Here is a 15144-nt window from a genome sequence, read left to right on the forward strand (position 1 = left end):
GAGTATCCGAGGACTGCGCACCGCCGGCAGCGCTGTTGTCTACTCAGCGGGAGACTCAGCGGTGGCAGCCGCCTGCGGTCTTAGAGTTCGGTCCATGCAGCGCGTGCACTACGACGACGACCATCTGGCCTTCGGTGACCTGGCCGGCGATTTCGCCGCCAAGGCGATAGCTCCCCACATCGAGTCGTGGGAGACCGCCGGCATCGCCCCGCGCGATGTCTTCGCGGCCGCGGGAGCGATCGGTCTGCTCGGTTTCGCGGCGCCTGAACAGTTCGGTGGCATGGGCGTCAACGACTTTCGCTACAACCAGATCCTCATCGAGCGCTGTATGGCGGCACACGCCGGCAACGTCGGACTGAGCTTCGCGGTACACAACGACATCTGCCTGCCCTATCTCGCGGAGGTCGCCGATGACGAGCAGCGCCGTCGATGGCTGCCCGGCTTCGTGCGGGGCGAGTTGATCGCCGCGATAGCCATGACCGAGCCGGGGGCGGGCTCCGACGTCGCCGCCATTCGGACGAGCGGTGCCGATGCCGGTGATCACTTCGTGGTCAATGGCGCCAAGACCTTCATCACGAACGGGCAGAATGCCGACCTGGTGATCACCGCGGTGCGCACCTCCCCCGATCGCCACCGGGGACTGACGTTGATGGTCATCGAACGTGGCATGCCCGGCTTCGAACGAGGCCGCAACCTCGACAAGCTCGGCCTGCATTGCCAAGACACCTCGGAGCTGTCCTTCACCGACGTGGCGGTACCGAAAGCGAACGTTCTCGGCGACGTGGGCCGGGGTTTCGAATACCTGATGCGCAATCTCCCCCAGGAGCGGATGCAGATCGCGGTGGGCAGCCTCGGGCGGGCTCGCGCCGCGCTGCAGTGGACGATCGACCACGTTCGCGATCGCACCGCCTTCGGGAAGCCCATCGGCGCCCTGCAGAACACGCGTTTCGCGCTGGCCGACGCGGCAACCGAGGTCGCGGTCGCAGAGGCCTTCGTCGACCGCTGCGTCATCGAACTCAACGCCGGTCGGCTGACTCCCGCTGACGCCGCAAAGGCGAAACTCTGGGCAACCGAGATGGAGTTCCGGGTGCTCGACAGCTGCCAGCAGTTGTTCGGAGGTTACGGCTATATGCGCGAATACCCGATCGCCCGCGCGGCTGTCGACGCGCGCGTCACCCGGGTGTACGGCGGCACCTCGGAAATCATGCGGGAGATCATCGGGCGCGACCTCGCCCTGGACCCGACGCGAACGAAGGCCCCGGCGTGAGTGTGCAGGACCTGGTTGGCGCCGCCCGCGGTCACGGCCTCGGAGACATTCCCCGGCGCACCGCCCGCCGGTTCCCGGACAAGGTCGCTGTCGTCGACGGTGAGGTCACCCTGACCTTCGCCGAGTTCGACGAGCTCGTCGATCGCGCCGCTGCCGCGTTGAGCGACAACGGGTTCGGGCCCGGTGATCGGGTGGCGTTGCTGGCCCGCAATTGCTGGCAGTACGCGGTGCTCGCGTTCGCCACGGCGCGCGCAGCAGTGGTGCTCGTCCCGCTGAACTTCATGCTCACCGCCGAAGAAATCGCCTACATCGTGGATCACTGCCGAGCCACGGGCTTCATCGCCGAGGCTGATCTCACCGCGGTGGCCGAGGAAGCGATGCGCCGCAGTGGAACTGTCCCGACGCGGATCGCCATCCCCGCGCCGGGATCGCCGCTGCCACCGGGATGGATCGACTTCGATCACAGCCTGACCACCACGTCGCCCCCGCCGAGGCCCCGGGTCGACGATGACCAACTGCTGCGGGTGATGTACACCAGCGGAACCGAGTCACGGCCCAAGGGCGTCATGCACACCAGCCGCAGTCTGATGTGGCAGTACGTCAGTTCCATCACCGCGGGATCGATGAGCACCGACGACATCGAAATTCACTCACTGCCGCTCTACCACTGTGCGCAGCTGGACAACTTCCTGGCGACCGATATCTACCTCGGCGCAACGAGCATCCTGTTACCGCGGCCCGATCCGGAGATGGTGCTGCGCACCATCGAGCGGTACGCGGTGACCAACTACTTCGCTCCCCCGACGGTATGGATCAGCCTGCTGCGGAGTCCGGTGTTCGATCGAGTCGACCTCTCGAGCTTGCGAAAGGGTTACTACGGAGCGTCGGCGATGCCGACCGAGATCCTGCACGAGATCCGGCACCGCCTACCCAACCTGCAGCTCTGGAACTTCTACGGGCAGACCGAGATTGCACCACTTGCGTCCGCGCTCGGCCCGGAAGATCAGGAGCTTCACGCCGGTGCCGCGGGGCGCCCGGTGCTCAACGTGGAAACCGCGATCCTCGATGACTCCGACATCCCGGTCGCGGCGGGGACTGTCGGCGAGATCTCTCATCGGAGTCCGCACCTCATGCTCGGATACCTCGACGACCCGGACAAGACGGCCGAGGCCTTCCGCGGCGGCTGGTTCCACTCGGGCGATCTCGGCTTCTACGACCACGCCGGGTTGCTCCATGTCGTGGACCGGAAGAAAGACATGATCAAGACCGGCGGCGAGAATGTGGCCAGTCGCGAGGTCGAGGACGTGCTGTACTTGCACGCCGGTGTCGAGGAGGCGGCGGTTTTCGGGCTGGCGCACCCGGTGTGGGTGGAAGCTGTGGTGGCCGCGGTGGTCCCGCGCTCCGGCGCGGAGCTGACCGAGGACGACGTCCTCGGCCATTGCCGGCAACACCTGGCCGGGTTCAAGACGCCCAAACACGTGTTCTTCGTTGATCAGTTGCCGAAAAACCCCAGCGGGAAGCTGCTGAAACGCGACCTCCGGCAACGGTTCACACTACCGATGTAACCCCACCTCGATCTGGGTGTTCCACTCAACGGGCAGGTGCGGTTTTTTTGGCGCCCGGCCCGAGTTGACTGCCGGGTATGAGCAACGAGATCACGGTGGCCGAGGTGCAGGAGTTCATCGCCGGATTCTGGTATCACTACGACCAGGGCCACTTCGACGAGGTGGGAATCCGCCTCGCCGACGAGATGGAGTACCTGAGTCGGTCCGATTCCGGTAACTGCCCGTTCGAGCACCTGCTGGCAGCCGAATTGAGCGGCAAGGCAGAAACACTCGCGTGGCTGACCGAGCATCGCAACGAGAACCCGTATCCATGCCGGCACCACGCGACCAACATCTTTCGCACCGGTGTGGCTGGCGACGTGACCACTGTTCGCTTCTATATGTTCGTCAACCAGATCACCAACAACGTGCCGTTCGCGGTGTCCAGCGGCATCGCCGACGCCGGTATCCGGCGCGCCGGCGACTCGCTGGTGCTGACCTCCCTGACGGTGGTGCTCGACGCCGAGGATTCGATTCCGTTCGCTCAACACGCGGCCAAGGCCGCAGCCGGTACGCAACCGGCGTGAGCGCCCGCGAGACCTTCGGCGGGGGCGTCGCGGTCATCACCGGTGCCGGCGCCGGAATCGGCGCGGGCCTGGCCCGCCATGCCAGCAGCCTGGGCATGACGGTGGTGCTGGCCGACGTCGACGCCGCCGCCGTGGCGGCGCTGCGCGAAGAACTCTGCGCGACAGGTGCATCCGCGATCGACGCGGTCTGCGATGTGCGTGACGCCGACGCCGTCCAAGCGTTGGCCGATCAGGTGTACCGCGATCTCGGCGGCGTTCGCCTGCTCGTCAACAACGCAGGTGTCGAACAGTTCGGCTACCTGTGGGACACCCCCGTCGACAACTGGCAGCGCGTCGTGGACGTCAACATCAGCGGGGTCTTCAACGGTATCCGGGCGTTCCTCCCGAAGATGATGGCCACCGATGCGCCGGCATGGGTGTGGAACCTGTCCTCGGTCGGCGGCGTCGCGGTGGTCCCTCTGCAGGCGCCCTACATCATGAGTAAGCACGCTGTGCTCGCACTGACCGAGTGCCTGCATCTGGAAGTTCAATCCGCGGGTCATGCTCACCACCTGCACGTCCAGGCGGTACTGCCCGGCGCTGTGGCCTCCAACATCTTCGAGTCCGCCGGCGGAGTGGATTCCGGCGACGCACAGGCGGCCGAGGCACAGCGGGCCGCCATGCTGGACATCAAGGCCGAGGCCATGGACCCGTTGAGCGCCGCACAGGTGGTCTTCGACCAAGCCGCCGAAGACCGGTTCTATCTGCTCACTCAACCCGACTACGTCGGCTCGGCGATGGCGGAGCGAGCCCGGGTGCTGACCACTCAGGAGCCGCCGACGTTGCGCACCCGGCGCCGATTCGACCCGAGCCGGCACTGATGCGTCCCCCACAACTCGATCCGGACGCGGCCGACCGCGTCGCGTCCCTGGGTGTGCTGCCTCCCATGCGAATCCGGGGTCTGGCCGCGGTGCGGTCCGGCCTCGAAGCCGCGCCGCGTCCGCAGATGCCTCCGATGGCCGAGATCCGCGACGTGGCGGCATCGGGACCGGCGGGGTCGATCCCGTTGCGGATCTACCGGCCCACCAACGACCCTCACTCACCGGTGTTGGTGTACCTGCACGGCGGCGGCCTGGTGATGGGAAGCAATCACTCATTCGAACCCCTGGCGCGGGAGCTGGCCCACGCCAGCGGCGCGGCGGTGGTAGCGGTCGAATACCGGCTCGCGCCGGAGTCACCGCCGCCGGCTCAATTCGACGACGCCTACGCGGCCACCGAATGGGTTGCCGCCCATGCCGATTCCCTGGGCTTTGATGGCAGCCGCCTCGCGGTGGTGGGCGACAGCGCCGGTGGCTCGCTGGCGGCCGCCGTCGCTCTGGCGGCACGCGACCACCGCGGACCCCGAATCTGCGCTCAGGTGCTGCTCTATCCCGGCCTGGACCGAGATATGGGTGCCGCATCGATCACGTCGATGCCGGATGCGCCGATGCTGCGCCACGACGACATCCTGTACATGCACGAACTGGTCGACCGCGGCGCCGGAGCGCCGCACGATCCCTACCAAATCCCAGCCTATGCAGAGGATCTGAGCGACCTGCCGGCTGCCATCGTGGTCACCGCAGAGTGTGACCCGATCAGGGATTGGGGAGAACGGTACGGGTGCCGGCTGCGTGATGCCGGCGTGCATACGACGATCACGCGTTACCCGGGTGTGTATCACGGATTTTTGATGCGCTCGGATGCCACCGCTCGTGGGCGGCTGGCCATCGCAGAAATCGGGGCTCTGCTGCGCACCAAATTCTCTCACTCCCTCGGTTGCAGCGAACCTCCCGATCAACGGACGTCGGCCCCATCCGCCGGGCCATCGCCCACCACAATCGAAAGCCTCATCACCGAAGGAGATCATCGTGCTGACTGACGAGCAGCGTCTGGAATTGTCCGACATCCTGCGTCCGGTGGCGCCGCCGCGTGAGATCTCCGATATCTATACCGCGGACCAACGACGCCGGCTGCTCGATGTCGTGCACACGCAAGGCCCGTGGAAGCTCATCATCGCTCAGCATTTCGCGTCGGCCGATGAATTGATGGCCACGATGAGTGGCGCCTTTCCCGAGGGGTTCACGCCCTCGCTGGACCTGTTCCTCACCCCCACCTTTCGCGGCTATCTGGCAAACTACGGCACCGTCCTCTACCCCGAGTTGCACGACTGCTTCTACAACGCCGACTTCGTCGAGCATGCGAAGAGCTACTGGAACGCGCAGTACGCCAAGCCCGAGATGATGTTGTTCAACATCAATGGCCCCTGCGCCAACCGCGACCCCGGACACCTGGACTCCCCCAGCTTCCGCGGCGTGCGCCACTCGAATGCGCCCACCTGGTTGTGCAGCGTGATGGGCAAGTCCGGGCTGTTCACCGACTACCTCATCAAGATGGCTCAGGTCATCACCTGGTTCTCTCTCGACGAAGGATCCGGTTTCACGTATTGGCCGGACGGCCCCCTCAAGCCACCTGCCCGCGTCCTGCCGCCGATCAACAACCGCGGGGTCGTCGTGCAGAACGAAATGATGGTGCACCGCGGGGAGGCGAATGGACCACTGGAGCAACAGGTTCCGGCCGGACTGGAATTCGATACCGTCTTCGCCGGCGATCCTGCCGACCGCGACAGCTGGGTCCTGAAGAACGGCGAGGACGTGATCGCCCGTCACCACACCGACGAACTGCGATTCCTCGTGCACTGGTCGGCCGAAGTCTTCACCGACTTCGACGAACTGAAGAAGAACATGGACGGCTCCGACGACATCACGATCGAGCGCGCCATCGACATGATGGTCGACGACCTCAACGGCAAGGGCATCACACTCGACGTGCCGAGCGAGCCGCTGCACGATCCGCAGTTCATCAGCGCCCTCAACGCTGCCTACGATCTCGGCGGTCCAGCCAGCTACCCCGAGGATGCACCCGTGAGCGCGTTCCAGTTCGCCTGAGCAGAAAGCCGCCGCTGTCATCGCTATGGTTGCCTCCGATGACGGTGCGTTCATCACCGGCAGCGAAATCCGGGCGGACGGCGGCGACACACGCCTGATCGGCAAAGGAGACACGGATCATGGATCCAGATTCCCTGGCCAGGTTGCTCGACGAACGTCTCATCGAACGGGCATTGACCCTGTTCGCGCGCGCGATGGACGACCGGGACTGGACCGCGATGGCCGCACTTCTCACTGACGATGCGGTGGGCGACTTGGGGACCGGCCCCCTCGCAGGCAGCGGGGCGATCATCGAGTTGATCCGCGGCTATCTCGACAATTGCGGCCCCACTCAACATCTGTTGGGCAACGTCATCGTCGATGTCGCCGGTGACATCGCTACCAGCAGGGCCTATATCCATGACGTCCACCTCAACGCGGCTGCCGATCCGGCGGTTCGCTTCTACACCCTCGGCGACTACCACGACACCTGGCGCCGAATGGGCGACGGCAGTTGGCGCATTTCCGAACGGCTCAAAGCCAACCGCGGCTACGTCGGCCCACTGGAGATTTTCGGCGACTGACCGCTCGGGTCTCCGCGGGGAGCGGCCGCCTCCGTCACATGGTATTGGAGTACCGGTCACTTCGATACGGTCACGTCCATCAGCGGAATGCGCTTCATGGCAGACGCGCGCGGATCCGGCGCGGCCGCCGCAGCCGCGTGGTTTTCCTCACCGCGGGTGTAGGTCCACACACAGAAAGGTTCGCCTGCGGCGAACTTGAAATCCTTGGGCGGCAGGTTGATTGCGAGCTTGCAGCCCGGGAAGAACGGTGCGGATATCCGCTGCTCGAATGTGCAATTCATCCACGCCCGCGCCGGCGGGTAGAGGCCCTCGTCGGTGTACTTCTGCAGCACTTCGCAGCGGCGCATGTTCAGCACCACGTGGTCCGGGTTGTAGACGATGTACTCGCCGCCGTAGCCGAGGGTGCCGTCGATACTCAGGACTGCCAGCTTGAGGAAGTCCACCACGTGCACGGGTTCAATCTTGAAGACTTTGGCGAGCTTCGGGTACTGGTAGTCGATGATCAGCTGGTACATATCCGGCAAGCCGAGCCAAACCTCTTCCTCGGGGATGATCTTGGTCCACTGGTCGATGAAGTAGTTGTGGCCCTTGAGGTACTGATCCCAATACGTTTTGATGAGCCGGATCAACGCCTGCTTATTCAAGTCCTCGGTCTGCACGTCGAACGGAATAGCCTGGTATTGCGGATCTTTCCAGTCCCACCCGGGAGGTGCGACGAACCGTCCCATGGGCATGACCTGTCGCATGCCCGCTCTCGACACCTCGGCCGCCACATCCATCGCCGCGTTGATGCCGACCTTGTCTGAGTAGATCTTCACGTGGGCGTAAGACATGAAGTTCACGACGTCTTCGAACACGCGAGCCAACCCGACGAGGAAGTCGCGCGAGAAGTCCTGGATATTGCCGACCTTGCCCATGAAGTCATGGGTGTAGTCGTCATAGTTCAGGTCCTCGGTGGTGGTGTCGGGTTCTCCTGCAGCGGTTGACACTGAATCCTCCTAGCAGCGTTCGGCTCTCACCTATTGTCAGATTCAGCCTCTGTGGCAGAATCTGACAAAGACGTTATAGGCGGCGCATTCCGCGGCCCGGTGCGATTCCCGGTCAACGGGAGAATTGCTCGTCGGCCAAGCGAACACCCGACATCGCAGTGGATAGGATGAAGCGACTGGTCAGACAAGGGGACGACAGCATCGCAGTGACGGGTAGACCTGCCAACCTGACGGAACGGCGCGCCGAGGAATTACGGCTTCACGTCGCGTTGACGGCCCGGGACATCTTCCTCGCTGACGGTGCCTTCTCCGCCACCGTCGAGCGAATCTGTGAAGCCGCGGGCATCGCGCCTCGGACGTTCCACCGCCATTTCGCCGTCAAGGAAGACGTTGTTCTGCCTCTCTTCGGGAAGTTCGGCAGCCTGAGCATTCACGTGCTGGCCGAAGCAGAACCAGACAGTGACCCCGTGGACGTACTGGTGCAGGCATTCGGCAGTGAAGTCTCCAAGCGCGACCAATTCGAAGTCGACCGGGCGTTCATGGCGCTGGTGCTGAGTGACCCTCAGTATCGGCTGCGTTGGCTGGACTGGGGTCAAGACCTCGTTGGGCCCATCACCGACTTCATCGAGGCTCGGTTCGACGTCGGAACCGACTCATTCTCGCGAGAGTTGCCGGCTCAGTTGGTGGTCCAGGCTTGCAGACATGCTTACGTGCACTGGGTCCAACACGGCGATTTCACCAACTTGCAAGCCGCATTGAGGGTCGCGATGGAGATGATCGTCGGATCGCTTGTTGCGAAATAGCGTCGGAAACGCGCGAAGCGTCGATCAGGCGGAACCGTCGAGAACAGGAACCGTCCCCGCCTTCACCGCCTCGACGATCGAACCGCTCAGCGCCGAACAGGCCAGGAAGAGACCGCGACCACCGTCTCCCGCCAATTGCGCAGCAGTGCAACGCTCTTCGCACCGGCTGAACGCAGACTCACTCCACTGCACACTGGTCTGATTCCAGCTGCTCTTCCGAACCTGGACACCCGCCCCGCAGCGCCCACAGGTCACGGGAACCATCGGCGCATCGTCGAGGCGGTTGTCGCGGCGAACTCCCACCTTCACTCCGTCGACCCGGACGTCGTCGCGCGCGCCGCGATATTGGCGTCCACTTCCTTCATCCACGCCGCGGTGGGCTGTGTTGTGTCGAGTTCGAACTCGAAGCGGTCCACCATGTCCGGCGTGACGTCGGCGACGTCGACATAGAACTGCTCGTACCACCGCCGGAGTTGATAGACCGGCCCGTCTTCCTCGACCAGCAACGGATTGTCGATCCGGGTCTTGTTGCGCCAGATCTGGACATCCTGTTCGAAGCCCATCTTGACGAAGTCGCCGAGGCCGATCGCCGTCTGCATAGCGAGGTCGTCGGGAAGCTCGGCAGACTTTTTGACGATGATTCCGTACTGCAGGACAAAGGAATTCGCGTCGATCGGATAGTGACAATTGATCAGAACCGTACGGTGGTCGACATCGGTGTAGTGGTAGGTCAAATCGTCGATCATGAACGACGGACCGTGGTAGGAGGCCACCGACGTCGTTCCCAGCATCTGGGTTTCGCCGGGTTCCCCGATATCAGGGCGGCCCCCGCTGTTCATGTACTGCGTGGCGACGTGACCCTCGAAAATGTTCTTGAACTGCGTGGGCAACGATCCGTGAATGTAGAAGAAGTGCGCCATGTCGACGACGTTGTCGATGATCTCTCGGCAGTTCGTCTGCACCACGGTGGTGTACCAGTGCCACTCGGTCCAGTCGTCGCTGTTCGCACCCTCGATGCGAGGGATCGTCACGTCGGCCGGTGGCGCTGTGCGCTCCGGGTCATTCCAGACGAACAGCATGCCGTCCTGCTGCAGGGTCGGCCACGATGCAGTACGGGCCAGCTTCGGTGTGCGCTTGCTGTACGGAACGAGTTTGCACCTGCCGTCCGCGCCCCAGCGCCAGTCGTGGAACGGGCAGGCGATCTCGTTGCCCTTGACGGTCCCCTGCGACAGGTCACCACCCATGTGACGGCAGTATCCGTCGAGCACGGCGATGGTGCCGTCTTGGCCGCGGAAGACGACCAGCTTCTGACCGAACGCAGTGATCTGGTGGGGCTCGCCGTCATCGAAATCGCGAATCAGCCCCAGGCAATGCCATCCCCGGGCAAACCGGGTCGGCACCGCGCCGGTCTCGATCAATCGAATCTCGTCGGCCTCGGGTTGCGTGGTCATCGTGCTTCCGTCCTTCGATCGATCCGTTCGCGGGCTGAGGTCCATTGAACTGCGGAGAAGCTCCATCGGGAGGCACGCGTTCCGCTCAAAGGGAGATCAGATCCGAAATCGCCGGGAACGGCTCTATCGTCGCAGTCGTGACCGCCACCAGCCACAACACCGTTCCCACCGGACTGACCGTCGCCGACATCGAGGTGGATCTCCTCGTCGTCGGATCGGGTACCGGGCTGGCGGCCGCCCTGGCCGCCAGAGAGCAGGGCTTGTCGGTCCTCGTCGTGGAGAAGTCGTCTCACGTCGGCGGCTCGACAGCACGCTCCGGTGGTGCGTTGTGGCTGCCCGCCAGCCCGGTGATCGCCGAATGCGGCGGGGTCGACACCGCGAGCCGGGCACAGACGTACCTGGATTCCGTCGTCGCCGGATCGGCGCCCCGAGAGCGCTCGGCGGCGTATGTGGACAGTCTTCCCGCGACGGTCGACATGCTGCGCCGCACGACTCCGATGAGATTGTTCTGGGCCAAGGAGTATTCCGACTACCACCCCGAGGCGCCCGGCGGATCCGCTGCGGGGCGTACCTGCGAGTGCCGTCCGCTCGACACCGCGATTCTCGGCGAGTATCTCCCGGATCTCCGCCCGGGCATCATGGAGGCCAGCATCCCGATGCCGACCACCGGTGCGGACTACCGCTGGATGAATCTCGTGAGCCGGGTACCTCGAAAAGGGCTGCCCACCATCGTCAAACGGCTTGCGCAGGGTGTGGGCGGGCTGGCGCTCGGCAGGCGGTACGCCGCCGGCGGTCAGGCTCTGGCCGCCGGTCTGTTCGCCGGAGCCATTCGCGCCGCGATCCCGATCTGGCTCAACACCGCCCTCACCGAGCTCACCGTCGACGGGGGCAACGTCACCGGGGCGATCGTCGAGCACGCGGGTACGACCGTCACCGTCACAGCGCGGCGCGGTGTCGTGCTCGCGGCCGGCGGATTCGACCACCGGATGGACATGCGGCACAAGTTCCAGTCCGAGGCATTGGAAAGCAATTTCAGCCTCGGCGCCGAGACCAATACCGGTGACGCGATCCGGATCGGCCAGGACGTCGGCGCCGACATCGCGCTGATGGATCAGTCGTGGTGGTTCCCCGCGGTGGCACCGTTGCCCGGCGGGGCTCCGGCGGTGATGCTGGCCGAGCGGTCGCTGCCCGGATCGTTCATCGTCGACCACAACGGTCGTCGGTTCGCCAACGAGTCAGCCGATTATATGAGCTTCGGCCAGCGCATCCTGCAGCTGGAAAAAGCTGGGACACCGGTGGACAGTATGTGGATCGTTTTCGACCAGCAGTATCGCAACAGCTATGTGTTTGCCGCCGAACTGTTCCCCCGCATGCCTATCCCCCGATCCTGGTATGACGCCGGAATCGCCGTGCGGGCAGACGATTTCGGTTCGCTGGCCGCCCGGATGGGCGTTCCCGAGGAGAACTTCCGCGCGACGGTGGACCGCTTCAACGAAGATGCGTTCGCCGGTGAGGATCCCGACTTCGGGCGCGGCCGAAGCGCCTACGACCGGTACTACGGAGATCCGACGATCACCCCCAACCCGAACCTGCGGCCACTGATCAAAGGACCGTTCTACGCGGTGAAGATGGTCCTGAGCGACCTCGGAACCTGCGGTGGTCTGCGCGCCGATGACCGCGCCCGGGTGCTGCGCGAGGACGGGACCGTCATCGCCGGGTTGTACGCGATCGGCAACACCGCGGCCAACGCGTTCGGACACACCTATCCCGGCGCCGGCGCGACGATCGCGCAGGGGCTCGTGTACGGCTACATCGCCGCGCTGGACGCCGCGGCGCGGACCTAGGCGTCCTCGGCGTCGGCCTTGCGCTCGATCTCGTACCAGTAGGACGGATCGGGCCACGGAATCTTGCCGCCCTCACCGACTTTCGGGAAATTCGCCTCGGCCTCGTCGAGATCCTTGATGAGTTTGAGGGTGAGTTCCCGTTCGGATGCGTAGTATCGGTCGGCCCAGTCCAGCGCGATCTTGGCGTAGGCCCAGGAGGGGTCCGCAGCGGCCCATCGCGCTTCCTTGGCGGCGTCGCGCTGCATCCTGTCGATGTACGCGATGTGCTCTTGCAACATCTGCTTGAGCGACGCCGGATCGCTCAGGTGCCCCAACGTCACCCGCAGGATCGCTGGATGCTTGAGCGACGGCGGCTCGACCGGCGCCTCCCTGGCCCAGCGGGTCACCGCGTCCATCCCGGTCGGGGTGATCTTGTACAGACGACGGTTGCGGGTGCCTTCACCGTCCACTCGCGAGGTGAGCAGGCCCATCTTCTCGAGCTTCTTGAGCTCCGAATAGATCTGGCTGAACGCAGGGCTGCCGTAGTAGTAGCGCATGCTCCAGTCGATCCACTTCCGGATGTCGTAACCCGACAGCTCCGTCTCGTACGACAGCATCCCGAGCAACGCCCAGCCGGTCGCGGACAGCGACGGCATGGCGCCAGACTCGGGTTCGGTCATCTGCTCAGGGTATCAACCCAGGTCACAGGTTTGCCTGCACCGGCCGCTGGCCGGGATGCCGCATTGCGCGGCGACGCCCGCCCGCCGAAAGATGGTCGGGATGTCCGCACCGCACGAGGATGACGCCGCCGAGGCGCTGTACGCATCACTGACCAACTCGGTGCGCCGGTTGGTCGATGTCACGATCCGCAGTCACACCGATCCGGACGGCATCGCATCGGCGAAGGCCAAGATCGACGCTGCGGCCGATGAGCTCAGCAGCAGCTTGGTTCCCGGATCGTTCGGCGTCCAGCTGGACCCCTCCGGGCGCCCCCGGGCATGGGGCAACGCGGTCATCGGATTGCGCAACGCCTTGGCGCCGCCGCTCGACGTACACCGGGAAGCCGACGGCACCGTGTGGTCAGAGGTGACGCTGGGGGCGGCCTACGAGGGACCGCCCGGGCATGTGCACGGCGGCGTCTGCGCCTTGCTGCTCGATCACATTCTCGGGGCGACCGCACACCAGCCCGGCCGGCCGGCGGTCACCGGAACGCTCACGCTGCGCTACGAGTTGGGGACGCGGCTCGGACCTGTGCGGGCCGAGGCTCACGTGGACCGGATCGAGGGAGTGAAGACCTACGCGGTCGGCCACCTGTCGACCCCCGACGGGGTCACGGTGCGCGCGGAAGGGGTCTTCATCCATCCGCGGACGGCGTGACGGGACCGCACGCCCGTGCTGGACACCGCGGCATCACGCTGATAGGACAGGCAGATGCCGCTCGCTCGAACCGCCGACCTCGTCGCCGCCGCGTACCGCGAGGGTTCCGAAGTGCTCGCCTGCAACGTCATCACGCTCGAACATGCCGAGGCCATCGTCACCGGCGCCGAACATGTTGGCAGGCCGGTGATTCTGCAGCTCAGTGAGAATGCCGTCAGATTCCACCACGGCAGGCTGCACCCGATCGCGGCCGCCGCGAGCGCCGTCGCCGCCGCGGCGGAGGTCGACGTCGCGGTTCATCTCGACCACGTCGAGGACGAAAGCCTTCTGCACGCCTGCGCCGGCACCGGTGCATCGTCGGTCATGTTCGATGCGTCCGCTCTGGACTATGCCGCCAACGTCGCCGCCACGAAATCCGCAGCGCAATGGGCACATCGGGAGGGGCTGTTCCTCGAAGCCGAACTCGGCGAGGTCGGCGGCAAGGACGGCGCACACGCCCCCGGTGTGCGCACCGACCCCGGCGAGGCAGCCGACTTCGTCGCGGCAACCGGCGTCGACGCACTGGCTGTCGCGGTGGGAAGCTCCCATGCGATGGCGGAACGCAGCGCCGCCCTGGACTTCGAGCTCATCCGGCGGCTGCGTGCGGCTGTGCCGGTTCCCCTTGTGCTGCATGGCTCTTCAGGCGTCGCCGACAGCGAACTGCGTAAGGCCGTCGAGGCGGGAATCACCAAGATCAATGTGGGCACGCTGCTCAACGTCCGGTTCACCGCCGCGGTGCGCGCGCACCTGGCCGCCGACCCGAACGTCAACGATCCGCGCCGTTACCTCGCGCCGGCACGCGAAGCGATCGCCGAGGCGGTGGCCGCGCTGATCACGACGGTCGACGGCTAGTCGCGCGGCCTCAGGCGTCGCCCACCTCGACGACGTGGACGTGCACTCCCGCCGCGCCGATTCGCTCCAGCTGCGCCGGGTCGGCGGTCGAATCGGTCACGAGGTGATCGATCTCCTTGAGTGTCACCATCTTTGCGAGAGTGACCTTGCCGATCTTGGAGCCGTCGACGGCGACGATGACCTGTTGCGCGTTGGCGGCCATGGCCATCGCGGTGCGGGCTTCAGCCTCGTCGAACGTGGTCGGCCCCACTTCCGCGGACATCCCGTCGGCGCCGAGGACCGCGGTGCCGACATTGATCACCTGGAACGCGTGCTCAGACATCGGCCCCACCGCTTCCAACGAGTTCGCCCGCACCAGACCGCCGGTGACGATCACCTTCATGTGCGCGTCGACGGCGCACTCGGCGGCGATGGTCAGGGAGTTCGTCACGATCGTCATCTGCGGGCGCCCCTTGAGTGATCGCGCGACTTCACTTGTGGTGACACCGCCGGTCAAGGCCACTGCCTGAGGTCCGGCAGGCACCAGCGCGGCGGCATGCTGGGCGATCCGCCGTTTGATGGCGATCATCCGGTGATCACGCAGCCGGACCGGAATCTCGCTGCCGCTGGGATCGAGAGCCCGTGCCCCGCCGTGCGTTCGGACCAGCAGTCCCTGGTCCTCGAGCTCGCTGAGGTCGCGGCGCAGCGTCGCCGCCGACACCCGCAGTTCGGCGCGAAGCACCTGCGAGTCGACTTCGCCCCGGGCCCGCAGCAGTGAGAGCACCTCACGCATCCGATCGGTGCGTCTGGTCGACATGACGGTGCCTCCTCCGCTGCGCAGGCCGGGCGGTCAGCCAAACGATCAGTTTTAGTGATCACTTGACGTGATTGCGTTGCGCACTCTGAG

General features: G+C 65.3%; 16 protein-coding genes. 11 read left to right on the top strand and 5 right to left on the bottom strand.

From position 1 onward, the window contains the following. Window positions 1-94: 94 nt before the first annotated feature. From D3H54_RS15135 to D3H54_RS15165, 7 genes are all read left to right on the top strand, one after another. Entirely contained in the window at window positions 95-1267 is a 1173-nt protein-coding gene (locus D3H54_RS15135) for an acyl-CoA dehydrogenase family protein (protein ID WP_149379726.1), read from the top strand. Then, window positions 1264-2832, top strand: coding sequence for an acyl-CoA synthetase (locus tag D3H54_RS15140; protein WP_149379727.1), 1569 nt, complete (start codon window positions 1264-1266; stop codon window positions 2830-2832). Before D3H54_RS15135 ends, D3H54_RS15140 begins: the two co-directional genes overlap by 4 nt. A 77-nt stretch (window positions 2833-2909) precedes the next feature. Then, on the top strand, window positions 2910-3398 hold the full coding sequence (locus D3H54_RS15145; RefSeq protein WP_149379728.1) for a polyketide cyclase: 489 nt from the start codon (window positions 2910-2912) through the stop codon (window positions 3396-3398). After that, complete coding sequence (locus D3H54_RS15150; RefSeq protein ID WP_149379729.1) at window positions 3395-4258, top strand: SDR family oxidoreductase; 864 nt, start codon at window positions 3395-3397, stop codon at window positions 4256-4258. Before D3H54_RS15145 ends, D3H54_RS15150 begins: the two co-directional genes overlap by 4 nt. Continuing rightward, the gene (locus tag D3H54_RS15155) at window positions 4258-5295 is read left to right on the top strand and encodes an alpha/beta hydrolase (protein ID WP_149379730.1); all 1038 of its coding nucleotides are present in this window, start codon (window positions 4258-4260) and stop codon (window positions 5293-5295) included. Before D3H54_RS15150 ends, D3H54_RS15155 begins: the two co-directional genes overlap by 1 nt. Beyond that, complete coding sequence (locus D3H54_RS15160) at window positions 5285-6361, top strand: hypothetical protein (protein WP_149379731.1); 1077 nt, start codon at window positions 5285-5287, stop codon at window positions 6359-6361. The genes D3H54_RS15155 and D3H54_RS15160 overlap by 11 nt, the downstream gene beginning before the upstream one ends. Window positions 6362-6480: 119 nt before the next feature. Beyond that, entirely contained in the window at window positions 6481-6924 is a 444-nt protein-coding gene (locus tag D3H54_RS15165; RefSeq protein ID WP_210419552.1) for a nuclear transport factor 2 family protein, read from the top strand. A 56-nt stretch (window positions 6925-6980) separates the two neighbouring features. On the opposite strand, the gene D3H54_RS15170 is transcribed toward D3H54_RS15165, so the two are convergent. Then, on the bottom strand, window positions 6981-7913 hold the full coding sequence (locus tag D3H54_RS15170) for a hypothetical protein (protein WP_286198894.1): 933 nt from the start codon (window positions 7911-7913) through the stop codon (window positions 6981-6983). A gap of 206 nt (window positions 7914-8119) precedes the next feature. On the opposite strand from D3H54_RS15170, the gene D3H54_RS15175 reads away from it, so the two are divergent. Beyond that, window positions 8120-8716, top strand: coding sequence for a TetR/AcrR family transcriptional regulator (locus D3H54_RS15175; RefSeq protein WP_286198895.1), 597 nt, complete (start codon window positions 8120-8122; stop codon window positions 8714-8716). Between the two features lie 24 nt (window positions 8717-8740). On the opposite strand, the gene D3H54_RS31805 is transcribed toward D3H54_RS15175, so the two are convergent. After that, a complete protein-coding gene (locus D3H54_RS31805; RefSeq protein WP_149379733.1) occupies window positions 8741-9019 on the bottom strand; it encodes a ferredoxin in 279 nt (92 codons plus the stop codon). A gap of 2 nt (window positions 9020-9021) precedes the next feature. Next, window positions 9022-10167 carry a 3-ketosteroid-9-alpha-monooxygenase, oxygenase component gene (locus D3H54_RS15185; protein ID WP_149379734.1) on the bottom strand — a complete coding sequence of 382 codons (1146 nt, stop codon included), beginning with the start codon at window positions 10165-10167 and terminating at the stop codon, window positions 9022-9024. 137 nt (window positions 10168-10304) lie between these two features. Here D3H54_RS15185 and D3H54_RS15190 point away from each other — a divergent pair, with 137 nt between their 5' ends. Continuing rightward, a complete protein-coding gene (locus D3H54_RS15190; protein WP_149379735.1) occupies window positions 10305-12011 on the top strand; it encodes a 3-ketosteroid-delta-1-dehydrogenase in 1707 nt (568 codons plus the stop codon). Here the strand turns inward: D3H54_RS15190 and D3H54_RS15195 are convergent. After that, the gene (locus tag D3H54_RS15195; RefSeq protein WP_149379736.1) at window positions 12008-12670 is read right to left on the bottom strand and encodes a PadR family transcriptional regulator; all 663 of its coding nucleotides are present in this window, start codon (window positions 12668-12670) and stop codon (window positions 12008-12010) included. The two genes, D3H54_RS15190 and D3H54_RS15195, sit on opposite strands and share 4 nt — an antisense overlap. 100 nt (window positions 12671-12770) lie before the next feature. Here D3H54_RS15195 and D3H54_RS15200 point away from each other — a divergent pair, with 100 nt between their 5' ends. Together D3H54_RS15200 and D3H54_RS15205 are read left to right on the top strand one after the other, a co-directional pair. Further along, entirely contained in the window at window positions 12771-13367 is a 597-nt protein-coding gene (locus tag D3H54_RS15200) for a PaaI family thioesterase (protein ID WP_432246321.1), read from the top strand. 54 nt (window positions 13368-13421) lie between these two features. After that, entirely contained in the window at window positions 13422-14258 is an 837-nt protein-coding gene (locus D3H54_RS15205) for a class II fructose-bisphosphate aldolase (protein ID WP_149379737.1), read from the top strand. Window positions 14259-14268: 10 nt separating this feature from the next. On the opposite strand, the gene D3H54_RS15210 is transcribed toward D3H54_RS15205, so the two are convergent. Further along, the gene (locus tag D3H54_RS15210; RefSeq protein WP_149379738.1) at window positions 14269-15054 is read right to left on the bottom strand and encodes a DeoR/GlpR family DNA-binding transcription regulator; all 786 of its coding nucleotides are present in this window, start codon (window positions 15052-15054) and stop codon (window positions 14269-14271) included. Window positions 15055-15144 lie beyond the last annotated feature (90 nt).

The sequence above is a fragment of the Mycobacterium sp. ELW1 genome (assembly GCF_008329905.1).
Taxonomy (GTDB): Bacteria; Actinomycetota; Actinomycetes; order Mycobacteriales; family Mycobacteriaceae; genus Mycobacterium.